General features: G+C 61.4%; 21 protein-coding genes, 1 tRNA gene and 3 pseudogenes. 8 read left to right on the top strand and 17 right to left on the bottom strand.

Annotated features, from left to right (window positions below):
- Positions 1 to 3: 3 nt before the first annotated feature.
- The 8 genes from X750_RS148960 to X750_RS148990 form a co-directional block, all read right to left on the bottom strand.
- Positions 4 to 1,314: an HlyD family type I secretion periplasmic adaptor subunit gene (locus X750_RS148960; protein WP_023705800.1), complete on the bottom strand. Its 1,311-nt coding sequence runs from the start codon at positions 1,312 to 1,314 to the stop codon at positions 4 to 6.
- On the bottom strand, positions 1,311 to 3,047 hold the full coding sequence (locus X750_RS148965) for a type I secretion system permease/ATPase (protein WP_023705801.1): 1,737 nt from the start codon (positions 3,045 to 3,047) through the stop codon (positions 1,311 to 1,313). Before X750_RS148965 ends, X750_RS148960 begins: the two co-directional genes overlap by 4 nt.
- A 34-nt stretch (positions 3,048 to 3,081) precedes the next feature.
- Positions 3,082 to 3,489: a hypothetical protein gene (locus X750_RS148970; RefSeq protein ID WP_023705802.1), complete on the bottom strand. Its 408-nt coding sequence runs from the start codon at positions 3,487 to 3,489 to the stop codon at positions 3,082 to 3,084.
- Between the two features lie 72 nt (positions 3,490 to 3,561).
- Positions 3,562 to 6,903, bottom strand: a complete 3,342-nt coding sequence (locus X750_RS148975) for a M10 family metallopeptidase C-terminal domain-containing protein (protein ID WP_023747699.1) — start codon at positions 6,901 to 6,903, stop codon at positions 3,562 to 3,564.
- Positions 6,904 to 7,191: 288 nt separating this feature from the next.
- Positions 7,192 to 7,695, bottom strand: a complete 504-nt coding sequence (locus tag X750_RS148980; protein WP_023705804.1) for a hypothetical protein — start codon at positions 7,693 to 7,695, stop codon at positions 7,192 to 7,194.
- A gap of 404 nt (positions 7,696 to 8,099) precedes the next feature.
- A complete protein-coding gene (locus X750_RS0132920) occupies positions 8,100 to 8,726 on the bottom strand; it encodes a hypothetical protein (protein ID WP_031196890.1) in 627 nt (208 codons plus the stop codon).
- A 9-nt stretch (positions 8,727 to 8,735) separates the two neighbouring features.
- A tRNA-Gln gene (locus tag X750_RS148985) sits at positions 8,736 to 8,809 on the bottom strand.
- A 147-nt stretch (positions 8,810 to 8,956) separates the two neighbouring features.
- On the bottom strand, positions 8,957 to 9,904 hold the full coding sequence (locus X750_RS148990; RefSeq protein WP_023747698.1) for a lysylphosphatidylglycerol synthase domain-containing protein: 948 nt from the start codon (positions 9,902 to 9,904) through the stop codon (positions 8,957 to 8,959).
- 349 nt (positions 9,905 to 10,253) lie between these two features.
- Between X750_RS148990 and X750_RS148995 the strand changes: the two genes are divergently transcribed.
- Complete coding sequence (locus tag X750_RS148995) at positions 10,254 to 11,597, top strand: Ppx/GppA phosphatase family protein (RefSeq protein ID WP_023747697.1); 1,344 nt, start codon at positions 10,254 to 10,256, stop codon at positions 11,595 to 11,597.
- Positions 11,594 to 12,316, top strand: coding sequence for an RlmE family RNA methyltransferase (locus X750_RS149000; RefSeq protein ID WP_023705807.1), 723 nt, complete (start codon positions 11,594 to 11,596; stop codon positions 12,314 to 12,316). The genes X750_RS148995 and X750_RS149000 overlap by 4 nt, the downstream gene beginning before the upstream one ends.
- A 129-nt stretch (positions 12,317 to 12,445) precedes the next feature.
- Here the strand turns inward: X750_RS149000 and X750_RS1000000167385 are convergent, their stop codons facing one another.
- The 3 genes from X750_RS1000000167385 to X750_RS01000000163045 all read right to left on the bottom strand — a co-directional run bounded on the left by X750_RS1000000167385 (position 12,446) and on the right by X750_RS01000000163045 (position 14,856).
- Positions 12,446 to 12,976, bottom strand: a complete 531-nt coding sequence (locus X750_RS1000000167385; RefSeq protein WP_280805549.1) for a transposase — start codon at positions 12,974 to 12,976, stop codon at positions 12,446 to 12,448.
- On the bottom strand, positions 12,894 to 13,556 hold the full coding sequence (locus X750_RS1000000163730) for a transposase (RefSeq protein ID WP_198020981.1): 663 nt from the start codon (positions 13,554 to 13,556) through the stop codon (positions 12,894 to 12,896). Before X750_RS1000000163730 ends, X750_RS1000000167385 begins: the two co-directional genes overlap by 83 nt.
- Positions 13,557 to 14,091: 535 nt before the next feature.
- Positions 14,092 to 14,856 carry a hypothetical protein gene (locus X750_RS01000000163045; protein ID WP_050588776.1) on the bottom strand — a complete coding sequence of 255 codons (765 nt, stop codon included), beginning with the start codon at positions 14,854 to 14,856 and terminating at the stop codon, positions 14,092 to 14,094.
- Positions 14,857 to 15,166: 310 nt separating this feature from the next.
- Between X750_RS01000000163045 and X750_RS1000000167000 the strand changes: the two genes are divergently transcribed.
- The gene (locus X750_RS1000000167000) at positions 15,167 to 15,343 is read left to right on the top strand and encodes a hypothetical protein (protein WP_245271857.1); all 177 of its coding nucleotides are present in this window, start codon (positions 15,167 to 15,169) and stop codon (positions 15,341 to 15,343) included.
- Between the two features lie 212 nt (positions 15,344 to 15,555).
- Positions 15,556 to 15,744, top strand: a complete 189-nt coding sequence (locus tag X750_RS1000000166995; RefSeq protein ID WP_031242953.1) for a hypothetical protein — start codon at positions 15,556 to 15,558, stop codon at positions 15,742 to 15,744.
- A gap of 173 nt (positions 15,745 to 15,917) precedes the next feature.
- On the opposite strand, the gene X750_RS1000000166990 is transcribed toward X750_RS1000000166995, so the two are convergent.
- From X750_RS1000000166990 to X750_RS1000000164570, 5 genes and pseudogenes are all read right to left on the bottom strand, one after another.
- Positions 15,918 to 16,298 (bottom strand): hypothetical protein, encoded by a 381-nt coding sequence (locus tag X750_RS1000000166990; RefSeq protein ID WP_032904554.1) that lies wholly within the window; start codon positions 16,296 to 16,298, stop codon positions 15,918 to 15,920.
- Between the two features lie 135 nt (positions 16,299 to 16,433).
- A complete protein-coding gene (locus tag X750_RS1000000166985) occupies positions 16,434 to 17,159 on the bottom strand; it encodes a hypothetical protein (RefSeq protein ID WP_245271856.1) in 726 nt (241 codons plus the stop codon).
- A gap of 20 nt (positions 17,160 to 17,179) precedes the next feature.
- Positions 17,180 to 17,353 carry a transposase gene (locus tag X750_RS1000000166980; RefSeq protein WP_245271855.1) on the bottom strand — a complete coding sequence of 58 codons (174 nt, stop codon included), beginning with the start codon at positions 17,351 to 17,353 and terminating at the stop codon, positions 17,180 to 17,182.
- A gap of 815 nt (positions 17,354 to 18,168) precedes the next feature.
- The gene (locus X750_RS1000000165830) at positions 18,169 to 18,354 is read right to left on the bottom strand and encodes a hypothetical protein (protein ID WP_156932406.1); all 186 of its coding nucleotides are present in this window, start codon (positions 18,352 to 18,354) and stop codon (positions 18,169 to 18,171) included.
- 740 nt (positions 18,355 to 19,094) lie between these two features.
- Positions 19,095 to 19,968: pseudogene (locus X750_RS1000000164570) on the bottom strand (IS110 family transposase).
- A gap of 158 nt (positions 19,969 to 20,126) precedes the next feature.
- Here X750_RS1000000164570 and X750_RS1000000164565 point away from each other — a divergent pair.
- A pseudogene (locus X750_RS1000000164565) lies at positions 20,127 to 20,395 on the top strand (ISL3 family transposase); the annotation flags it as partial.
- A 459-nt stretch (positions 20,396 to 20,854) separates the two neighbouring features.
- On the opposite strand, the gene X750_RS1000000165825 reads toward X750_RS1000000164565, so the two are convergent.
- Positions 20,855 to 21,175, bottom strand: coding sequence for a hypothetical protein (locus tag X750_RS1000000165825; protein ID WP_156932405.1), 321 nt, complete (start codon positions 21,173 to 21,175; stop codon positions 20,855 to 20,857).
- Positions 21,176 to 21,221: 46 nt separating this feature from the next.
- Between X750_RS1000000165825 and X750_RS149005 the strand changes: the two genes are divergently transcribed.
- The 3 genes and pseudogenes from X750_RS149005 to X750_RS1000000167575 all read left to right on the top strand — a co-directional run bounded on the left by X750_RS149005 (position 21,222) and on the right by X750_RS1000000167575 (position 23,674).
- Positions 21,222 to 22,349, top strand: a complete 1,128-nt coding sequence (locus X750_RS149005) for a serine hydrolase (RefSeq protein ID WP_023747689.1) — start codon at positions 21,222 to 21,224, stop codon at positions 22,347 to 22,349.
- Positions 22,350 to 22,944: 595 nt separating this feature from the next.
- Positions 22,945 to 23,367, top strand: a pseudogene (locus X750_RS1000000167580) (autoinducer binding domain-containing protein); the annotation flags it as partial.
- A 22-nt stretch (positions 23,368 to 23,389) separates the two neighbouring features.
- Positions 23,390 to 23,674, top strand: coding sequence for a helix-turn-helix transcriptional regulator (locus X750_RS1000000167575; protein ID WP_198020980.1), 285 nt, complete (start codon positions 23,390 to 23,392; stop codon positions 23,672 to 23,674).
- Positions 23,675 to 23,761: the final 87 nt, after the last annotated feature.

Genomic DNA, 23,761 nt, shown 5'->3' with positions numbered 1-23,761 from the left:
GCTTCACTCTTCCCGGAAAGCTTTCTGGATCTGATCCGACAGCGGCTTCACCAGATAGGAAAGCATCGTCCGGTCGCCCGTCGGGAAGAACACTTCGGCCGGCATGCCTGGCGCCAGCGCCAGCCCGCGCAGCTTGGCGACCTCGGTTTTGGGCAGCGTCACCCGCGCCACATAGAAGGCTGCTCCGGTGCGCTCTTCGATGGTGAGATCCGCCGAGATCCGCGACAGCGTCCCGGTCAGCTCCGGCGTGGTTTGCCGATTGAAGGCCGACAGGCGCAAAATCGCATTCTGGCCCATCGTCACCTGGTCGATATCCTGCGGTGCGATATGCGCTTCAACGGTCAGGTCGTCCGTCACCGGTACGATCTGCATCACCTGTTCGCCGGGGGTGATCACCCCGCCGATCGTATGCACGGCCAACTGCAGCACCACGCCATCCTGCGGGCTGCGCAGATCGATGCGCTTCAACTGGTCCTCGGCCGCCACCTTGCGTTCGACGAACTCGGAGATCTTCCCTTGGGTTTCGCGTAAGTCGGTTGCGACCTCGCTGCGAAGGTCCTGGTCGATCTGGATAATCTGCAGTTCGATCTCGGACGCCTTGCCTTTCACCTGGGCAATTCCGGCGGTCAACTGGCCATGCTCGCCTTCGAGCCGCACCGCGTCCCGTTCCAGCGCCGTCATCCGCTCGATCCCTATCAGCTTGCGACGCCAGAGCGACCGCACCCCTTCCAGCTCGATCCCTATCAGCTCGATCTCGCGGCGTTTCGCCTGCCGCTGCTCGGTCAGGCCGGCGGTCTCCTGCGTCAACTGGGCGATCCGTTCGCGCAATTGAGATCGCTGGCCGGATCGCGCCTGGTGCCGGAAATCGAACAGCGATTGTTCTCCGGCCATCGATGCGGCGACACCGGCTTCGTCGCGCCGCGATGTTAAAACGTCCGGAAAGCTGATCGTGTCCTTGCCGTCACGCTCCGCCTCCAGGCGCGCCAACCGTGCATAAAACTCATCCAGACCTTTTGAGACGATCGCCAGATTGGCGCGCGTTGTCGTCTCGTCCAGCCGCACCAGAATATCGCCCGCCTTGACCCGGTCGCCTTCACGCACCCTGATCTCGCCGACCACGCCGCCCGTCGGATGCTGAACCTTCTTTACATTGGAATCGACCACCAGCCGGCCAGCTGCGATCACCGCACCCGACATCTTGGTCACTGCCGCCAGGCCGCCAACACCTCCGACAAGCAGCAGACAGGTAGCAACGCCAGCCACGAGATAGCGGCGGACCTGCCGGTGATGCAAAGCGCTTCTGTCCTCGCTCATGCCGGAACGCCTCGCTCCGTGGCGGCAACGACCTTGAGCGGCGCTGCCGATCGGAAGACCTTGTTCAGCACCTCGTCCTTCGGACCGAAGGCCTGCACATGGCCATTGGCCATCACCAGCACCGTATCGACATTGGCCAGCACACTGGACCGGTGCGCGACGACGATAACGATGCCGCCGCGGTCCCTGATGCCCTGGATCGCTGCGGACAAGGCCACTTCACCCTCCGAGTCGAGATTGGAATTCGGCTCGTCCAGGATGACCATGAACGGATCGCCATAGAGAGAGCGGGCAAGGGCGACACGCTGCCGTTGCCCCGCCGACAGCGAGGCGCCGGCTTCGCCAACCTTCGTGTCGTAACCGTCGGCCAGATGCACGACGAGATCATGCACGCCGGCGGCCTTGGCTGCCGCAAGCACCATGTCGGATGACGCATCCGGGTCGAAGCGGGCGATGTTCTGCGCAATCGTGCCGTCGAACAACTGCACATCCTGCGGCAGGTAGCCGATATGTTTGCCCAACTCGTCGGCCGGCCACTGGTCAAGCGTCGCTCCGTCCAGCCGCACGGCGCCGCGCGCCGGCAGCCAGACACCTGCAAGCGTACGCACCAGCGATGATTTGCCGGAAGCACTCGGGCCGATGACCCCCAGGCCTGCTCCCTTGGCCAGTGAAAAACTTGCATCCCACACCACCGGCGTGCGTTCGCCCGGCGGCGCGACACTGACATTCTCGACCGCCAGCGCGCTGACAGGCGCGGGCAGGGTCACGCCGGTTGCGCCTTCCGGCAGCGCGGACAGAAGCTGCTTCAGGCGTGCCCAGCTTTGCCGCGCCGAAATGAAACCCTTCCAATGCGCTATCGCCAGTTCGATCGGAGCCAGCGCCCTGCCCATCATGATCGAGCTTGCGATCATGATGCCGCCGGTCGCCTCTTGCTTGATGACCAGATAAGCGCCGATCGCCAGCATTGCCGATTGCAGCATCAACCGCAGGATCTTGGAAATCGTGCCAAGCGTTCCCGCGACATCGCTGGCCGCCGCATGGGCGTTCAGGTACTCGGCATTGACGGCAGACCACCGCTCGGCGATACGCCCGCCAAAACCCATGGCCTGCATGGCTTCGGCATTGCGCCTTGTCGCCTCGGCCAACGTGCTGCGAACGGCCGCGTGCTGTCCGGCGATCCTTGTCGGGCCGCGGGTCCGGAATTCGGCCAGAAGCGTCAGTGCAAACAGGACAACGGCGCCGGCAAGCGCGGTAACGCCGATCCAGAAATGAAAAATGAAACAGATGCCGATGTAGAGCGGCATCCATGGCAGGTCGAACAAAGCGGTCGGTCCGGCACTGCCGATAAAGGAGCGGACCTGATCGAGATCCCGTAGGGGTTGCAGCCCGTCGCCGGAAGGCTTGGCGCGCAGCGGCAGGCGCATCAGCGCCGAATAGACCGACGGGCTCAGCTTTGCGTCCAGCCCCTGTCCCAGCCGAACCATGAGGCGAGAGCGGATCAACTCCAGCACGCCCTGAAACACGAACAATGTTCCCGCAAGCACCGCCAGGCCGACCAGCGTCGGCACGCTGCGACCCGGAACGACGCGGTCATAGACTTGCAGCATGAAGAACGAGCCGGTCAGGGTCAGCACGTTGACGACCCCGCTCATCAGGACGATGCCCGAAAACGCACGTCGAAAGGACGCCAGGATTCCGACCAGCGTAAGCGGCGTCGATGGCGTCAGCTGCATGCAGGCTCGCAATCAGGATATGGCATCTCGCCCTTCAATAGATAACTGCCTTGAGTGTGACATGGACGGGCAGGCCGGCCTGGAACTGCGCGCTGCCCCGCGCCACCAGCCAGCCGTCCGCACGCTCCAGGCGCGCAATGACCTGCAGCGTTGGTGAAGCGGTCGAGCTTGCGGGCAGGGGCAAGGAAAATTCTATCGTCTTTGAGCCGCCCTCGCTCTTGAGGCTGGTTTTGGCGGCGCGGCGTCGCCCACTGTCGTGGATGGCGGGATCATCGAGATAGATCTCGAGATGACCTTCCGGGATAGACTTGCCGCCCACAAAGGTGACGGCGCCGCGAATATCGGTTGCGCGAATATCTGGCGATTGCGCTGCCGCCGCCCCGGTGGCCGCGGCGACTGCCGCAACTCCGGCGGCCATTAACACTGTGCGGCGGTCGGTCATCGCGTCCTCTCCCTTTTCACTGCGCTGGGGTATGCGGGAGGAGAGCCTGACGGCACCCCTCCCGGCAACGCGTTAGATGACAATGAAGTCTGCAGCCGAAAGATCCAGATTTGTGTTCAGGTGTGCAAACTGAACGGCCGCTCCCTGTCCGGAACCATCGGCGTCGTAAGACAATATTCCACTGTCGGTGTCGTAGATGATGCGGTCGTCGGCATCATGAGCAGCGCCGGCTGCGCTCTTGTAGAATGAGCCCAGGGCGAGGGCGCCGTCGCCGCCAACGCTGTCAAAGATGAGGTTGTCCAGCAGGATCGTATCGTCGGCGACCTTGAAGTCCTTGATCCAGTCGATATTGCCGTTCCCGAGTTCTGTCGAGAAGCGGAAATAGTCGTCGCCGGCGCCGCCGGTCAGCGTATCGGCAGCCAGCCCGCCATCCAAAAGGTCGCTGCCGCCGCCGCCGTTGAGCGTATCGGCGCCCGTAACGCCCGGCTGAGCTGGTGCCGGCGGGAATTCGACCGACACGTTCAGCTTGTAAGTCGAGCCCTCCGGCACGGATTCGACCCAGCCATCGCCAGGAGCCGAGTCCGACCATTCGCCCTCCACAATATAGTAGGTTCCGGTTTCCTGAACGATGAAGCTGGTGCTCGAATCGCGGCCGTTGTTGGAGCCGGGGTCGTTGCCGCCATCGTCGTTCTGGGCGACGATATTGCCATCGCTGTCCAGCACCCTGACGATGCTGTCATGGACATTGGGGTCGGCAATGCCATCGATGTCGATGGTGATGATCGTGCCGGCCGCCAGGTTGATGCTGTAATATCCGCCCAAGCCGTTTCCGGTGGCATTGACGGTGGTGTGAAGGGTGGTCGTCGAATCGAAGATGTCGGGGTCGGCGGTCAGCGAGAAGTTGTTCGAGATGTCGAAGGCGGTCGAGACCGAATTGTTGGTCGCGTCCGGTCCGAGCGTGGCGTAGCCGGTGCCCATGCCCGGGCGTGGCGGAGCATCGCCCTGATAGGCGAAATCGCCGAGCAGGGTGTCATCGCCGCCGCCGCCGTCGATCTTGTCGGCGCCGCCCTGGCCGGTCAGCACATTGGCCGCGCCATCGCCGGTCAGGTGATCGTTGAAGCCCGAGCCAGCCAGATTTTCGATCGAGATATAGGTGTCGCCGCCGGATTTGCCGCCACCCAGTTTGAGGTTTTGCCCGCTGGCCGCGTCGGCGTAGTCCGCCGTGTCGCTGCCGGCGCCGCCATTCAATATATCGGCGCCGCCACCGCCGGTCAGCGTGTCGTTGCCGGCGCCGCCGGAAAGTTTGTTGGCCTGGGCGTTGCCGATGAGATGGTCGTCGAAGAACGACCCGACGGCGTTTTCGAAGCCGACCAGGATGTCGTGCCGGATAACGGTGCCGCGCCCGACGATCTGCACCGGGCCATCGCCGTCGCCGCCATTGGCCGTGCCATTGGCGAGGTCGATCGTCACGCCGGCGGAACTGCCTTCGTAGACGACCGTATCAATGCCGGCGCCGCCATCCAGATAGTCCTGGCCGGCGCCGCCGATGATCGTGTCGTTGCCGGCTTCACCGTACAGGATGTCGCCGTCATTGCCGCCATCCAGTATGTCGTTGCCGCCGCCGCCGTTGAAATAGTCGCCGCCGCCCCGGCCCCAGAAATGATTTGCCGCCGACGTACCGATGAAACGGTCGATGCGGTCATCGGAGCCGATCAGGTTTTCGATGCTGTAGAAGGTGTCGCCGGTGGCGGTGCCGCCATTGGCAACGTTCGTCTCGAGGTTGACGAGCAGTTGGAAGGGGCTCTCCTTGCTGAAGTCTACCGTGTCGACGCCGGCGCCGCCCCTGAATATATCGACGCCATCTTGGCCGCTCAGCGTATCGTCGCCGTCGCCGCCGTCGAGGATGTCGTTGCCCTGGCCGCCGAGGATCGTATCGTTGCCGCGGCCGCCATAGAGCGTGTCATTGCCGTCGTCGCTCTCGGTCTGGTCTGGAAGGTCGGCGACATCGATGGTGTTGTTGATGTCGCGGCTGGCGAGCGAGTCGCGGCCGCCGATGATGAGATCATCGCCGCCCTGACCGAAGATCGTGTCGTCGCCGGCGCCGCCGTCGAGCGTATTGTTGCCATTGTCGCCGAAGATGACGCTGGTCATCGTGTTGTCGCCGATGGTCGGTGCGGTTTCGGTGCCGCCGTCTCCAGGCTGGAGTGTCGACTCGTCGGCGTAGATGATGTGTTCGACGTTGGCGATTTTCCGGATATTCAAGTTCCGGTTCAGCAGAACGACCGTGTCATTCCCGCCATTCGCTTCCTCGCGCACGATGTCGTCGAGAGAATCGACGAAGTAGGTGTCGTCGCCGCCATTGCCGGCCATGCGGTCGCCGCCGCCGCGGCCATCCAGCACGTTGGCTCCGTCATTGCCGATCAGGACGTCGTCATAGCTGCTGCCGATGCCGTTCTCGATGTAATAGTCCGTGCCGTCGGCGTTGTGCCCGGCAAAGATCGACACATTGTTGCTATGGCCGTTGACGCTGGAGAACTGCCCGGCGCGCAGATCGAGGATCGTGCCGGCCGTCGAGCCGGAGAAGTCGATCGTGTCGGTTCCTCCGGTGTCATGGATGACAAAACCGATATCGTGCTGCATGCCCGAGGAGGTCAGCCGGTAGCCGTCCACGGCACTGCCGAAGCCGTAGACGTTGTCGCCCGTGTTGAGATCGATATGCTGATAGGTGCGCACGCCGTTCTCGTCGACGGTGGAGAAAAAGCGGCGGATGACAGCCTCGATGTCGGCCATCATCGGCGTTGACGCCGACCAGCGGCTGGTTTCACCGACATCGATCCCGTCGAAATAGGACATGACGCTGTATTGCTGACGGTCGTAGGTCCAGGTCGCATTGTTCAGGTAATTGATCTGTACGCCGCCTGGGCCGCTGTAATTGTAGAGCCCGGGGTGGTTCAGCCCGAACTCATGACCGAATTCATGGATGAAGGAATCGAAGACATAGCCGCCAATATCCGTCTTGTTGACCTCGGTGTCGTGGAAACGCTGGCCGATGCTGACATAGCGGTCGTTGGAATAGGCGCTGCCGTCGTCCTCTTCGCCCAGTTCGGGGCTGACAACCTGCATCCAGTCCGTTGCGCTGTTGTATGGTGCATTGTCGACGATTTCGAACTTCAACGGGGTGACACTGGCCCACATCTGCAAGGCGCCGATCGCGGCGGCCTTGTATTCGGGATGGTCATTGAGCTCGGAGACATTGATCCTCAGCGTTCCCGCCGCGATCGCCGGCGTTATCGACCGGTCCAGCGCTCCAAGATAGGTGAGGAAGGCTCCGTAATCTTCGCTTTTGCCGTACGGGTTGTCCGGCGTCTGGTCGTTGACCCACCATTGATCGCTGGTTTGGCTTGGGTTCGGCATCCTTGGGCTCCTTGGTCTCGCAGCCGTGGCAATTACGGCTGTACGGTTTAGCAGTTGCCAACCACCGACAAGCATCCTCTGCGCTTGCCGGTCGAGCCCCGTCCCAGTGCCAACAATGCTATTGGAATTTTCACTTGTCTAGCGTCAGTTCGCGCTCAGTACATATGAAGGTTCTTGGGCGCGCTTGTACCGGCGATTTGAGATCCTGGTTTGGTGTTAATTGAGCTATCGCTAATCTATGGTCGTACCTCGCCCGTAGGCACGAGGGGCTGAATGCACAGGCGTGCTTCAGGATCCCGTTCGGCGCGCGAAATGCTCATATGTCACGCGCCAGGGGTCGCTCTCCGCTCGTCTCTCCTCGCCGATCCAGTGAAAGCTGGCGGCGGTGATCTCGGTGAACCGCCACCGCGCCTGCAGGCCGCGCGAGTCGGCGCCCATCTGGACGATGTCCTTGCCTTCGGCCCGCCCGATCTGGCGCGAGTAATCCTGGTTGGGCGGATCGCTCCAGATGATATGCCAGCCACCGATCCCGGGATCGAAGACGCGCAAGGTCGTGCCATACATGGTGGACGGGGCAGGGCGCCTGGGCCTGATCCAGATGTCCTGAATGGCGCGGCCTTCGAGCACCCAACCAAAGTGACACTCGCCATCCCATTTCTGAATTGTGCCGTCGTTGCGGTGGTGGAGCGTCTCCATGTCCCAACTGCCAATCAACCATCCATACAGGTCCATGTCTTTCGCCCGGTCGGCTGGGGGACCTTCGGATGCGAGAGCGGCGAGAAACGTCGTCATGATTGTCTCCAGGGCAAGCCACGCCGAAACGCTGGGCGTTCCAACCATCGCAGCGTTGCGGGTTGGGGGTCTTGGGAAAAATTGCGGAATGCTGCTGTGAAGGCAGCCGCCCTTCCGCGTTCGCGCCATACCAAATCTATGCGTTAATGCTAATGTAGCGTCGGCGGGTACCCCAATGCCCGCCTGGCCGGCGCCTCCTCAGGCAATCTCTTGATGAGCGGCGCCGGCCGCTGACTTCGGCGGCGACCAAGTTCCTGCCGGGGAAATATCAGGCCTGGCGGGAGGGTTACCGCTGGGCGGTTTTGGCCGGCATTTGGATATCGGTATGTATCCCCAGAACGTCCGCTGCCCAATCGCGCAGTTCCGGAGAAGCATCGCCCGATTTCATGATCATTGGAACCCAATCAATTCTCGGGCGGCGCTTCATCTTCCCAGCCGGCCAGCTCCGGCAGGTCGTCAAGCCAACTCTTCTCCGTCGCCGAAGCTTCGCCGGCCTGCGGTACCGCCTCTGTGGCGTTTTGCATGAGCGAGTCCATCCACTTGCGATAGGCAGGCGGGGCCAATTCCGGCGGCAGCACCTTAGCCTTGGCCAGCATGCGTTTGCGGAAACTGAGTTGCCGGCGCAGTTTCGTCGTCGTGAATTTTATCGCCTTGCCCTGATATTGCACCGTCCAGCGCCCATCGCCGTGGCTGGTCAGCCTGTCGATGGCAAAACCGGCATCGACCGGCCTGTCGCGCCAGGGAAGCTCGATGGCATTCCGCCTGAGATCGAGTGCCCATCGCCGGTAATCGGCCCCGGCACGCTGCGGCGGCAGAACGCCGGCCTGTTCGAGGATTTTCCTGCGAAAGGTAGGCTGCTTCTTGATCTGGCCGGTTGTCAGCTCGATGCGATGCCCACGGAACTCGACATGCCAGCGGATTCTCCCGTTGCCGACATATTTTGCCAGCCTGTCGATGGCGAACTCGTCATCGGACAACTCCACGCATCCCTGGCGGATGCGTTCGAGGATGTACTGGCTGTCAGTGGGCATGACGTGCCTTGGCTGGGGAACCTGGATTCGAACCAGGACTAACGGAGTCAGAGTCCGTGGGTCTACCGTTAACCTATTCCCCAGCAGGCGCTGTCGCGCTGGTGGGCCGCCGAAGCAGCCGCGCGTGCCTTGTAGCCGGCGCCGGAAAATAGTCAAGCCTAAGCTGCGTTTCAATCACAGCGTTTCATAGGGGCAATTACGCCCGGGTGGCGCGCCGCACCCAATGATCCTCAGCTCTCCGTCCGGCTGTATTGCGAATGCTCGAAGAACAGCACCACGCCGAGCGCGATCAGCAGCGGGATGATCAGGTAGAACAGCCGGAACACCAGAAGTGCCGCCAGCACGCCGACCGGGTCCATATCAGACAGTCCGGCGAGGAACACGACCTCGAACACGCCGAGCCCGCCCGGCGCGTGCGAGATCTGCGCAACCGAGAATGACACCAGGAACACGCCGAGGATGACGAAATAGCCGGGATTGCCGGCAACGGGCAGGGCAAAGAAGATGATCGCCGCCGCCGCCAGAAGCTCGATCGGGCCGATCAGCAATTGCCGCGCCACGATCGGCAGCGCCGGGTAGTGCAACTGGAAGCCGGCGATTTTCAGCGGCTTCAGATGCAGCCAGCTGCCGAAGATGTAGGCGCCGACCAGGATCAGCAAAGCGATGCCGGCGGCGATCGCCAGGCCGTGGTGCGGGGCGCCGGAAAAGCGGTCGATGATTGCAGGCTCGAAAACCAGCACCAGGCCGCCGACCAGAATGCTGGAGAGCACGAAGGTGATCCAGCAGATCGCCACCAGAATGCCGACATCCTGGCCGGTCAGCCCCCTGGTGCCGTAGGCGCGGTAGCGGATCACGGCGCCCGAAAACACCGAGCCGCCGATATTGTGCGACAGCGCGTAGGTGGTGAAGGAGCAGAAGGTGACGAACAGCCACGACACTCGTCTGCCGATATGCAAGAGCGCGATGTGGTCATAGCCGGCGAGCGAGGCATAGGCGACCACCGAGCTCAGTGCCGCAAGCATCCAGCCGCGCGTCGGGATGGCGGATATGCCGTCCCAGACATCGTCGATCGAGATGCCGCGCAGTTCATGCCACAGCAACAACAGCGACCCGATGACCGCCGCGACACCGATGACCGGCCACAGATAGCGCTTCCAATTCGTGGCCCCCCAATTCATGGAGTTGTCGTCATGTGTTGCTGCCCATCGCCCAGGCGGGCGTTAAAACGTCCGCGATTCACCAATTCCCCCTCATTTCAGAAATGCCTCATTGAAGCCGGCTATTCAACCGGCAAGGGTGAGCAGCCGGTTCGCCAACGGCGAATTCGTCGTGCCAGTGGCAAGATGAAAGGCTAGCGAACGCCGGGACGCTGCAAAGCAGCGGGGATCTGGCAGGACGCAGCCGGCAAAATTTGAGTCCTTGCTCTTGGTGATCCGGCCCGGCGCTGCTACTCTGGCGGCAACTTAAAAGATTGAAGCGCCTGCTGCGTCCGGTTTTCCGGTTCGCGCGGCGCCGGAAGGAACTGAAGTGGAAGACCACGACACCGGCGCTGGCGCGCCGGAAGTGGGCGTGTCCAGGGCTTCGCCGCCGTCAGGCGGGCCAAGCCCATCCGCCGGGCGGCCCCGCCAGGCGGGGCCTCAGTCCGGTAACGGACAGGCCGGCGAAGCCCAGCATCAGCGAGGCAAGGCGAGAAAGCGGCGCAAGCGCCGGCGTGGGCGCAAGGTTTTTGCGCGCGACGACAGCCCTCTCGCAACGGCCGCAGCGGTCGGTGCGCCGGCCTCCGTCGGCCCGGCCGCTCCAGCGCCGGTGCCTTTGCCCTCGGCGCCACAATCCCGACCGGAACAGCCAATGCATCGTCCGCCGATGCAGGAACTGCCGGTGTTTGCCGCGCTCGATCTCGGCACCAACAATTGCCGGCTGCTGGTCGCGGTGCCGCAGCGCCCTGGCCAGTTCCGCGTCATCGACGCCTTCTCGCGCATCGTCAGGCTGGGCGAGGGGCTGACGGCGAATGGGCACCTGAGCCAGGCGGCGATGGACCGCGCCGTCGAGGCGCTGAAAATCTGCGGTGACAAATTGCGCAACCGCAAGATCCGCAAGGCACGGCTGATCGCCACCGAAGCCTGCCGCACCGCCGACAATGGCGTCGAATTCCTGCAGCGCGTCGAGCGCGAGGCAGGGCTGAAGCTCGAGATCATCGACCGCCAGACCGAAGCGCGGCTTGCTGTATCCGGCTGCGGCTCGCTGGTCGAGCGCGATACGCAAGGCGTGGTGCTGTTCGACATTGGCGGCGGCTCGTCCGAAATCGCGCTGATCGACCTCACCGGCCAGCGCTCGCCGCGGCTGGCCAACCACATCGTGTCGTGGACGTCGCTGCCGGTCGGCGTTGTCTCGCTGGCCGAGCGCTTTGGCGGCCGCACGGTGACGCGCGAGATCTTTGCCGCCATGGTCGATGATGTCGCGGTGCGGCTAAAGTCCTTCGACGGCCGCGACCGGCTGAGCCATGTGCTGGCCAGTCCGAAATTCCATCTGCTGGGCACATCCGGCACGGTGACGACGCTGGCCGGCGTCCATCTCGATCTCGAACGCTACGACCGGCGCCGCGTCGACGGGCTGTGGATGGACCGCGACAGCGTCGACCGGATGGTCGAAAAGCTGGTCGGCTGGGACTTCCAGCAGCGCTGCGCCAACCCTTGCATCGGCGCCGACCGTGCCGACCTGGTGCTGGCCGGCTGTGCTATCCTGGAAGCCATCCGTGCGGTGTGGCCGTCGGAGCGGCTGCGCGTCGCCGACCGGGGCTTACGCGAAGGCATTTTGAGCGAGCTGATGGCCGATGACGGCGTCTGGCGCAACAGTGGGCGAGGCCGACAGTGACCAAGAAGCCGGAAAAGCCGGGCTCCGCCAGCATTCGTGTCCTCAAGACGCGGATCAAGAAGAAGAGCGGCCTGAAGGAATCGTCGCGCCGCTGGCTGCAGCGCCACATCAATGATCCCTATGTCCAGCGCTCCAAGGCCGACGGCTATCGCTCGCGCGCGGCCTACAAGCTGATCGAGATCGATGACAAGCATCATCTGCTGAAACCCGGCATGAAGGTCATCGATCTCGGTGCGGCCCCCGGCGGCTGGTGCCAGGTGGCGGCCGCGAGGACGAAATCGACGGCTGATAATCCACATGTCATCGGCATCGACTATCTCGAAATGGATGCGGTGCCGGGTGCGCCGGTGCTGCTGATGGATTTCCTCGACCCGGAAGCGCCGCAAAAGCTCGCCGAGGCGCTGGGCGGCGACCCCGATATCGTGTTGTCCGACATGGCCGCGCCGACCACCGGCCACAAGCGAACCGACCACATCCGCACCATGCATCTGTGCGAGGTGGCCGCCGATTTCGCGCTGTCGGTGCTGAAGCCGGGCGGGCACTTTTTGGCCAAGACGTTTCAAGGCGGCGCCGAAAACGAGCTGCTGTCGATGCTCAAGAAGAACTTCCGCTCGGTGCACCACGTGAAGCCGCCGGCGTCGCGGGATGAGTCGGTGGAACTGTATTTGCTGGCGAAGGATTTTAAGGGCAGAGAGCCACCAGTGGCATCGTCATCCTAGGGCGAAGCAAGGAGCGAAGCGACGCAGCGCAGACCCTAGGATCCATGCCGTGACGTTAACGCGTTGAAAACGCTGCAGAATTCTGTGCCGCTGCATCCTTCGATCAAGATCACGGAATGGCAACTGTGTTCATGCGAATGCTTTTTTATCGCGAATGATGGCGTTGAGGACGACGAGAAGCTTTCTTGCGACGGCGATGATGGCGAGTTTCTTGGAACCTGAGCGGGCTGCGATGGCGGTGTAGAAAGTTCTGAAGCGCTCACAAGCCCGGATGGCGCCGAGCGCTGCCATGTAGAGTGCGCGACGTACGCGTGATCGACCACCCTGGATCTGGCTCCTGCGATTGAGCTTGCCGCTCTTGTTGTCGAAGGGAGCAAGGCCGGCGAGTGCCGCGATCGACTTGGGTGAGCGTTGGCCGAGCTCGGGCAGGTGCGCCAGCNCAGCGAGAACGAAGTGATCTTGGAGACGCCGGGTACGGAGATCATCAGCGCGTTGTCGCGGGCCATGTCCTCGGCTTGGGTAATGGCTTGGGCGATCTGCCCCTCGATACCCTTGATGCGGACATTGAAGGTAGCGATCAGCTCTTCGATTTCGGCGATGAACAATCGCGCCGAAGGCTTCGCTGCGCTGTTTCTTCAACGTTGCCCTGATCTCGACCATTGGTCGCGAAGGCGGGCAAGCGATTGAAGGTGTTCGCCTTCTTCGCGCGGTGCCGGCTCGGCTTCCGGGTGATNTGGGCGATCTGCCCCTCGATACCCTTGATGCGGACATTGAAGGTAGCGATCAGCTCTTCGATTTCGGCGATGACAATCGCGCCGAAGGCTTCGCTGCGCTGTTTCTTCAACGTTGCCCTGATCTCGACCATTTGGTCGCGAAGGCGGGCAAGCGATTGAAGGTGTTCGCCTTCTTCGCGCGGTGCCGGCTCGGCTTCCGGGTGATAGCGGCGGCCATAGTCGCTCAGCATCCTGGCATCGAGACGGTCGGTCTTGGCGCGCCGTCTCGTCGACTTCGCATAGTGGTGGGTGTGCGCCGGATTGTGCCGCGAGAACGGCACGCCGGCCTTGGCCAGCGCATGACGCAGCAGGCGGTCATGAACGCCTGTCGCCTCCATGATCACGAAGTCTCGACTGGGATGCAGGCCTGCCACATAGGCAGCGATCGCATCGGCCTGATTGTCGATGCGATGGTATNACGAAGTCTCGACTGGGATGCAGGCCTGCCACATAGGCAGCGATCGCATCGGCCTGATTGTCGATGCGATGGTATTGACCGCTTGCCTCATCAAAAAAGTCCAACCACTGCTTTGAGATGTCGCAGCCGACATAGTTCTACATTATCATGTCCACGCCTCTTCCTGTGGTGCGGGGTCTGCTTGGAACAGCCCCGTGCAACTGTTCAGGTTGATGGTTCACCGGTGGGAAGGGACCGAGCCATGCCACGGCCTGTCCTCAAAAAGGACGACCAGGATCCTGTCGGTCTCCTTCCCACCCCAAACATAGCATGGGAACAACACACAGGATCTGCCGCTCATATGGACCCAGCACCGCGCCTGCTCGCCGATTGCGAACTGGCCCGCCCCATCACTGAGGATGACGGTGCCGTCGAGGGCCTTTGCCGGTCAGACCGCCCCACAACGCGCCCTTCACTGGCGATGCGGAACGGGTCCAGAGGGCCATCCTTGGGCTCTAGGCCATGGGCGAGTAGATGGGCGTCCCATGAGACCGCGTCCTCGAACCCAGACGGCTCGCGCCCGGCATGCAGAAGATCCGTCGTGATCACCGGCAGCCCGCTCCAGCATGTAGGCGCGTGAGGCGGCGTTCAGGCCCTACCGGGCCGACCCTGTGCAGGAGCCGCAGGAAGTTGAGCCGGCTCTTCGACTTGGCGGTCGTGAACACGGCGAACCGGTCATTGCCGATTTGCGTACACACGCCATTGACCGCGCCATGGCGGGCCCGGGTGTCGTCGACGCTGACCCAACCGGCCGAAGCGAGCCCGGCTGTCAGAACCTGCTTCGCTTCGGCGACGAAGGCGTCTATCTTGCTGGTCAGGATCCGCACGACCTGGCGCTTGGAAATCGACACACCGAAGTCGCGCAGCAACGCGACGATCCGCTCCACGGTCGATTGACCCTGGTGGTAAAGCGACAGCACCGCCGAAGCTCCAAACCGAAGTGCCCGTCGACCCCGTCCGGCAGCGGAAGCGACGACGATCCGGCCATCCGGCAAACGCCAGCGGTCCCGACCATAGCGGACCACCCGCACCCCGATCGTCAGATCCTGCACCGCGAAGCTTGTCCGCCCCAGAAACCGCGAGCCCGGTGGCGGCTCATAACAAAGACGTCGCTCGGTGACGATCGCCCGGCTCGAGCCACGCCGCTTCGGACCCGTTGCCGCAGGCGAGCTCCGCTTGGACGACTGCTCCATCCCGCTCGGCTTCAGCGTCGAGCGCGGCGGTAGACCCTTCAGACGCCGGATCTCATCCTTCTGAGCCGCATTCTCGGCCCGAAGCCCGACAACCTCCGCCCGCAACTGCAGGATCATGTCGAGCAGGTCCGCAGGGTCAGTGTTCGAGAATCTGGTGGCTCCGCCATGGCCTGATGGAATCACGCGCCCGCCAAACCGCCACCCACCCCAACCCGATACACCCGAGCCATAACGCCGCGTCCGCCGCCGGTTTCGTCCCGCATCCGCAGCCTCTCCAACACGCTGTCATGCATAAGGCGGGCTAGTTCTCCAAGAGCCGCTGGGCGCCAATCCCAAAGGTCTGATCCAAGCGCTCGCCGATCTCTTGCTGGGAAGCGGCGGGCGTCGAAACCGTTCAGATGTCAGGAGGTGATCATGATTGGTGATCATGATTGTCAAGATCACGCCTGACCAGCTCGGCCGCACCCCGCTCGTCTATGTTCGTCAATCAACAATATCGCAAGTCATGGGGAATGTCGAAAGCCAGCGGCGGCAATATGACTCGGCACAGGCTGCGGAAACCGCTGGATTTGTCAACGATCTGGCCGCTCGGGTTCCGGGATGATGCAGCGGCCTGGATTTGAGCGACTTGTGGCGATGGTGTGTTCGGGTGACGTCGGTGCCGTGGTTGCATCGAGGCATCGCGGCTGGCACGCAATGGACGCGACTGGCATCACTTGATCGACCTTTGCGCCCTGGCCGGCGCGTTAGTCATCGATCCGGCGCCTATGATCCGCGGCTGGTCAACGACCGCCTGCCGCTCGGATTGATGGGACGATGTCGGAGTATGAGCTGAGCCTGCTTCGCCAACGTGGAATCGTCGCTCGCGATTCCAAGGCCCAGCGCGGCGAGTACCGCTTCATGCTTCCAACCGGCTTTTGTTGGAATGAACTCGGCAAGATCGAAATCGATCCCGACGAACATGTGGCTGGAGTTGTTCGACACGTGTTCACCTTAGTTCCGTGAGCTCGGTAGTGCCCGGCAGGTCTTTCTTTGGCTGCGCGCCGCCGACATCAAAATGCCTGTGGTCCTGAGAAACATTGAAATCTACAAGCTCAGCTGGAAGGCGCCGGGCTTCACCGGCCTTCACCGGCTTTCACCGGCCTTCACCGGCTTCACCGGTCTTCACCGGCTTTCGATTACCCATATCGTCGGCTTGATCCAATGGAGATGCCGAAGGCGATGTCGTGCAAGCGGGTCATGCCGCGCCAGACGACCATGTTACCGGGCGGCGGATCATGTTTGCGGGCGAGATAGCCGCCAAGCATGGCGATTTGCAGCAGGTAGGCGGCGAGCGTGGGCCGTTGGAGGCGCGGTCGCGTTCGAGACGCGTCGATCTGGTCGAGGGCAGTGATCTCGGCGAAGGCGAGAACGCTGTCGGGCGCGGCGTCTGGCTTGGCGCGCGCCGACATAGTGACGAAGAATATTCGCCAGCTGAACACCGCGATGAGAGCGAGGAACTTCGCCAGCCTCTCTGCGGCCTCGAGCCTCGCCTCCTCGGCACGGCAGGCGGACTTCATGACCTTGTGGACACCTCCGCTTTCCAGCGTAGGGCGTACCAGCCGAGCTTCTCGACCGCCACGGAGAGATCTTCGACCGGCAGGTTGGTCACCAGCTTCCAGTCGATCGGCTCGCGACCGGGCGGCGGATTCTCCTCAAGGGCGTGGATGTAAGTCAGAGCCTGCAGACTGTAGCGCTTCTGCTTGCCCACCGGCGGCAATGTGTTGATGGCGGCGAACTTCACCTGCAGCCAGGTCGTCTCGTCCTGATCGACCGTAATGCGATGACGTCCCGCCCGGGCGCCGCCGCAAGTTGGGCAAAGACGCGATGAGCAGGATCGTGTGGGTGGCATCGGCAGGCCGCTCGGCCAGCCTGTTCGTCTGCACCAGCACGAGGAAGCTGGTACCAAGGTCCTGCGCGGTGCAATAGAGCTCGTCGATGTCGCTCTCCCGGTCACCCACATGCACACAGCGCTCGGGCGCGCCCACGAGCGCGATGGACTGACGCAAGTTCTCCAGCCAGCGGTAGCTCTCCTTCGTCTCGATCGGCACGCGTGTGGGATTGACGTGCCGCTTGAGCGCGAGCGTTCCCTTGAATTTCGTTCGGGTCCAGAACTTCACTGCCGTCAGACCGAGGGGTGTGCCGGTGAGGGTGACGGCCAAGCTCGAATGCGTCAGTACCCCGCACAAGGTCAGCACGTGCGGCTGCCCAGCCTTGTAGCGCCCGGCGTTGATGGTCTTGGTGAAGCCGATTTTGCCCGGCTGCGCGCGGCTGTAGATAAATTCGGTCGTGACCTGCGGGATAAGGATCGGACCTTCGCTCGCCGCAACGCGCGCCGCAGTCGCGGCGAAATGGCCGGCGAGAACGCTGTGTTCGGTCAACCGCGGGTTGTCAAGAAGCGCTAGGCCGCCTTCGCCCCTGCCCAGTTACCACAGGCCGCCGGGATCGGCTTGCCTGGCGCTGCTGACAGCTGATCCAGCAACCGCTGCAACCGGCGAACCAGGCGCTTGTCCGGAAGGGCCGCCGCGCAAAGCTTCCTGCAAGCGGCTTCGCTGCTGCTGGTCTTGTCTCGCATCCGTGAAGCCTCCGTGGTTCGGCGTTACAGGTAGAATCACGGCAGATTCATACGGGGCAATAGGCCCGCCAACGATGTGGACGCGTTACCGGGCGCTTACGAAAAAAGGGCCATCGATAGAGGCGATTAGAGAACTCGCTGGGAAAAGATCATTGCAATCAACTCCTAATGAGAAATGAGGCTTTGAAGGGTGACCTCGGGGACCAGGGCCTGCAAAGATCAAGCGAAATGGCCGATCTTTGAATTCACTCTGGACCGGCCGCAGGCAAATGCCGATCAACCCAGCCAGTTCGCGCTTGATGGGGATCGCCGGCGCGGTATTTCTCGGCATAGTTGCCAAGCCGTGGCACTGGTCTTCACCCGACAATCGCTCCCGTCCGCCTCCACCGGAGTCTGGCGGCAAGTCGCAGCAGGCAATTCCCGAGTGACCGTATTTCGGCAGTCTCGGCCCGGTGAGCACGGATCCGCATTTGTCGTGTTGCCCGCTGGCTCCCTGCCTGTGACCAACCGCTGTCGAGGAGATCGATGCGCCGAACCTCAAGCCGCTGCCGGGTCGAAGGATGGGTCCTTGCTGAGTGGAAGCGAACGCTGTGATTGTTGCGTTCGAATGTCCATTGCAACTCCTTCGCTCAGGGTCGCGACGGCCGCTTTAATCCGCCCGCTATGCGGCGGAGTCCTGTCGACAAGTCCTGGAAGGCGGCGATCCGGTTGGATCGATGAGTGTCGCATGAGACATAATCGTCTCATTCTCGATATGTCGTGTGTCGGGTTTGTCCGATTTCGCCAGAGACGCGTATTTAGCTAACCTGTCTTCGTCAGGTTAAATATCTGAAAAGCAATTGCAAGGCTTCTTCCTCAGCTTTATCAGCCAGATTGGCATGATTTTTGATCTTTCTCTGGGCGACGGTGACAACTGCCGATAGGCGACTAGAAAGCGACTGAGCTCTGCCGTTCACTATTTTTGAAAAAGGAACAAAATGCCATGCCAACTCCGCACGCAAGGCCGCCCTCTTGATTGACTCCTTCCGCCACTGGACAGATAAGAGTGAAGCGGCATTCGACGCCGATGTCGATGCTTTGATCGGGCTGATCGGCCAAGCTGACCGAGCTGAATGTCAGACGGCCCTTTAATTGCAGGTAGTTGTCAATCCGGATCTCGCACGACCGGGGTCATGGTCCTTTTGAGTGCCTCATGTTGATGTTCGGGTCGGGCGCCTCAACCTTTCCGACGATGCAACGGTGATCTGGGTCGACGAAACTGGCGCCGGCGGGCTTCGTCGTCGGGCATGGGTCGATCGACCAGGTTGGTATTTCTTGACGTGCGCGCTACCGCGCTTTTGGCAAGGGGCCCGTGCTGCGGGACCCGTTCAATCGGGACCCAGAGCCGATATCTGCGGCAAGTCGCCGATTTGCCAATCGCCGGTCGGCTGATTGTGCGGGTGACGGTTCGCAAACCGGCCGAGGCTCTAATCGCCACTGGATGACAGTTCAGTGGCATGTATGGACGGCCTCCGCGTGGCAAGGGCTTTCTGACATTGATGACAGGTCAATCGGGTGCAGGCATGTATTCGGCCTTTGAGTGCGGCCTGTTCATGCCGCTGGCCCTGATGAAGTCCGCGGATCGGATCCCAGACAGGTCAACGCGCTTTTTGAGCGGCACCCACTGAGCGGGTTTCGGTTCGACCGTCCACCATCACACCATCAGCACCTCACCAATCTCTGCGTATCCCTTGCGACTAAGTCACGCTGCCGGCGAAGTTGCGAAGCGCTTGCCCGTAGTCATCAGCGCCCAGACGATCCGCGCCATCTTGTTCGCAAGAGGAACGGCGACGACATTATAGGGCTTTTTCGTCAGAAGCTCGGCAGCCCAGCGGGTAGGCGCTGCTTTGCTCTTGCGGCTGAATCTGAGGACCGCATGTGCGCCAACGACAAGCAGTCGACGGATATAGAGATCGCCCTGCTAGCTGATCCGGCACGAGCCTATCCTTTCCTCCGGACGAGTTCTGTCGCGGCACGAGGCCGAGCCAAGCCGCGAGTTGCCGGCCGGATTTGAACAGGGAGGTGTCTGTCACGGTTGCAACGATCGCGCTGGCTGTGATCGGACCGATTCCGGGGATCGTCTCCAGACGCAGGCTCTGTTCATTCGAGCGGTGCCAGGCATGAATCTGACGATCCAGTTCACGGACCTTCTCATGCACCAACCGTAACTGCTCAACCAGGGGACAAGCGCAGCCCGGGCAAGCGGCGGGATAAGCTCGTTGTTCTCGTCTTCGGCGAGCCGGATCAGCATCCCGACGCCGGCAATGCCCTGGCGCGTCACAATCCCGAACTCGGCCAGTTGGCCGCGCAGCGCGTCACCCGTTCGACTTATGGCTTCACATAGGAGGCTCGCATCAGCCGGATCTTATGACCCAGCCCCATGAACGCGAGCCCAGTGATGGCTCGTTGCGCAGGCTTCAATGCCGATCAGGCATGCCGGCAAAGACGCAAAGAATGCGACGACATCGTCACGACGCAACTTCCGGCGCACAACCACCCGCGCCCTCCGCGTCCACGCCGTGCACCTGAAAGACGTGCTTGGCGACATCCTGACCGATTGTGCTAACCTTCTCCATGGACGGTTCTCCCTCATGTGACGTTCGACAACCACACTGGCACATTGCGATGCCGGGAGCGGAGGCCGTCCACCACATCAGGTCAGCCGTTCCGATGCCGTTCTTTGCCGCCGCCGCATTTTTGCCGAACGGTTTGGCGCCGATATTTGGCTCCGTTATCGCGAAGGACCGGACGTCTTGAGACGATCATTCATCACTTGGGGCTCGCGCTTGGCGACAGGCCGGTTGCGGCCTTTCCGATCGCCTCATGATGCCGTTGAGAAACGATACACTGTTGCGTGTCGTGCGCCGCGGGACTGAACAGCCGCGTGATGAGCTCACCATCATCGGCATTGACGACTTTGCATTCCGGCGTGGTCAGCGATACGGAACGATTTTATGCGATCTCGAACGCCGCAGGCCAGTGACTTTGCTGCCTGATCGCGAGTAGCGACATCACAGGCATGGGTCATCGGACCGTGAATATTGCCCGGGGGCAGTTCTTCGTTTTGCCCAAGGGGTCAAATCCTCACTTCGCTTGACAGCTTCCCTTCACCCTATGCGCGGGCTTTCCCGCGCCCGACTACCGCCCTTGGTGTCGTCCACATTGTCAGTACCAGCCTACCTAGCACGCGACGCCCTGGATAAGCTTGGGCGTGCCGCTGCAAGAAGTGCCGCCGCATTTGTCCCTCGCCTTGAATGCTGCAAGCAGTGCAGTGGTCCTCCCCGCGCTGCCGGAAACGTTGCCTAGCAGCAAGGGGCGCGACCGGAATGCTTCAGTGTGTTCGGCATCTTGTCGACCGGAATGCGGTAGCTCATGGGACCTCATTCGTGCTGGGCCGGCGTTGGCTCATCTGCTTAGCTACTAGCTAGCTAGACTTGCTTGTGGCATGACGACCTGCACGCATTACGGATAGAATAAACCGCCGCCGTTAACGGCAACTGAACCGCCGCCGCGGCCTTTTGTTGGCAATGGCTGAGAGGCCATACCAGCGAGCGGCCATCTGGCATCCAGATGGCGACAATAGAAAAATTGCATTTGACCAAGACGGCAGCATGCCGGACAGCTATTCAACAGAAACGCACGAGCCATGTCATATTCGCGCCACAGTAGCCGATGCAGCATCAACGTAACCTGAGGTAGGATGTTCTGCCACATTTGATAGGCTGAACCGACGATGATGGGAAAGCGCAGAATTGAAGAAGATAGCCGGTGAACGCTTGGCATCAGACCGACCTTCGTTCCCTATTCATGCTGCCTGAAGAGAGTAACAATGAGCCAGACGAACCCTGACCTGACAGTCAATCCCTTGGGGCAAAGCCGCTGGAACTACCCGGACTATCGCCGACACGGCTTTCACAATCTGCATCGTATCGCGCGTTACGGATTGAGCTTTCGCGCTGCCCGGGTGATGGAGCTGCAAAAGCGCATGGATATTCGCATCGCGGAAATGGACTCGGTGCACCGTCTTACCTCGCTACCGTGGTTCTCCGCAATGGCGGTGGTCCGTGGTACCGAGCTGCTGTTCGAGCGCTACGCGTCTGATTTCGGTCCGGATCGCCCGCACAGTATCATGTCAGTCAGTAAGACTTTGATGAATCTTGTTATAGGCCGCCTACTGGAAGACCGTAAAATTGAACTGGACCAGAAGGTTGCTCACTATCTGCCATGGATCGGAAGCGGCTATGCCAGCGCAACGGTCCAACAAGTATTAAACATGGACGTTGCCAACGATTATAGCGAAGATCTGAGCGATTTGCGATCCACCACCTACGCCCATGAGGAGGCCGGAGGATTGCGTCTGCCCGCCACTCCAGAGAACGAGCATACAATGCGCAGCTTTTTAGCGACTATCAGCTCGTCTGATACAGTCAACCGAACGGGTTTTGCGGATTACAAGACTTCCAATACCGACGTACTGTCAATGATCGCTGAGGCCGCCAGTGGCCGATCAATGCGTTCTTATCTAGCAGACATAGCCGACGCCACAGGGATTGAGGGTTGCCTTCACATTACTGCGGACCGGGAGGGGTTCCCTAATATAGGTTGCGGCGTCTGTGTCACAGCACGCGACTTGGCACGATACGGCTCGCTTTTCGTAAGACGTGGCAAAGGGATGGAAGATCGTCAGGTCGGGAGCGCCAGTTTCATCGAGCGCTCGCTGGTAGGTGGCATACCTATGTCAGCACCACGGGACTGGCTGCGCTACAGCAATCAAACCAACACTGACGGCCGTTGGCTGGGCCACGGCGGCTTTGGCGGCCAGTATATGATCGCTGACTTAGTAAGCGGCGTCGTGGGGGTTTTCTTCAGCGTTGTGGAGAATAGGGAAGGCAACGATTCGAATTACCACGTCCGCGTTATAGAGATGCTGCAAGACATTGGCCGGCTGGATTTTTAGGGGCAACCAGGTCGGCCACGTGCGGTGTCGGTCTATTTAGAGACGATCACGACCTAGTTTTTCGTCCCATAAACGCGTGCGCCAAGCCATAGGGCGATTGAGGCATGGTGTTACGGCTTCGATGCCGGCGGGGAAGTTGCCTAGCTTGCCATGCCGCTATTGGAGCTCCGGATGGACGTTCTGATGACAGCCAAATTTTGCCGCTCTATCGCCCGACGCCAACTCTCGAAAAACACAGTACCGCCTTCGCGTCCGAGACGGGGGCGTAGGCTGTTGCAAGAATTGTAGAGGAGACGCTCTCACAGACGCCAGACCGAAATCTACCGTGAGACTGAGCTCCTCCGTGGAGTAATGAAGTGCAGACCCAAGAGACAACTACAGTCTCAACAGCCCGCAAACAGTCACCTGCTAGGAGATGACGCTGGAAAGATCTCGGTGTCGACAAGAGCGCCGTCGAAGCACATATCGCCCTCCCAAGGCGCACCGGCCCGGCACGGAGCTCAGTCTCCGGCCGGGCCTTCACCCAGAATGGCTGCGCTTTGGCCGGCCCGTCTTGGCTCCTATGTGAGGGGCCAGAACTCACTGCAGTTTAGCTATGCAAGACGCCTTTCATAGATTTGTAGGGCAGATCGCAGACAGCGCTGACGCGACTGACCTGCGCAACGCTCTGGGCGAGATTGCCTCTTCGCTCGATTTGCCGTCTTTCGCCTATTTTTCCCCTTCTTCTGGCAAGGGCCGCAACGTGCGCCTGATTTCCACCTACCCTCAATCCTGGACATCTCACTACCTTCACAGTCGGTATGAAAAGATTGACCCGGTAATTCATCAAGCGCGTCGTGGTCAGGAACCATTCAACTGGGATGCGCACGGTGCTGATCTCGAACTATCGACGCAGCAGCGACAACTGATGGATGAGGCGACGCAATTTGGCATTCACTGCGGCTTCACGATCCCGATCCATGACAGAACCGGTAAATTTGCAGCACTGACCTTCGCCTCCGATGAAAGGCGACCACCGTTCTTTCGCCTGATTAATCGATATGACCGCGCGCTCGAACTCATCGCGATCTTCTTCCATATTCATGCCTGTCGCAAGCTGGACGACGGCAGGACCGTGGATGGCGTTACCCCTATCTCGAAGGGAAATGGAGTGTCTGAAGTGGGCGGCTCGGGGCAAGACGGCGTGGGAAATCGGCCGCATCTTGGGAATCAGTCGGAGCACCGCAGCCTATCATCGGGATAACGCCAGGAAGAAGCTTGGCGTGAAAACGGCTATTCAGGCAGCTGTTCGGCTTGCACTGTCGCGGCCATCTCTCTTCACCTGACCTCCCGGAACCTGGGCACATACACAGGTTGTTTCAACTCCGGCCTTTGCCTTCAATCGCAGGTGCTATCCATGCGAGGAGAAGGCC

It is taken from the genome of Mesorhizobium sp. LNJC391B00, from assembly GCF_000502535.1.
Lineage (GTDB): Bacteria > Pseudomonadota > Alphaproteobacteria > Rhizobiales > Rhizobiaceae > Mesorhizobium.
The sequence above is the reverse complement of the archived record's forward strand: the minus strand, read 5'-3'. Positions and strand labels throughout refer to the sequence as shown.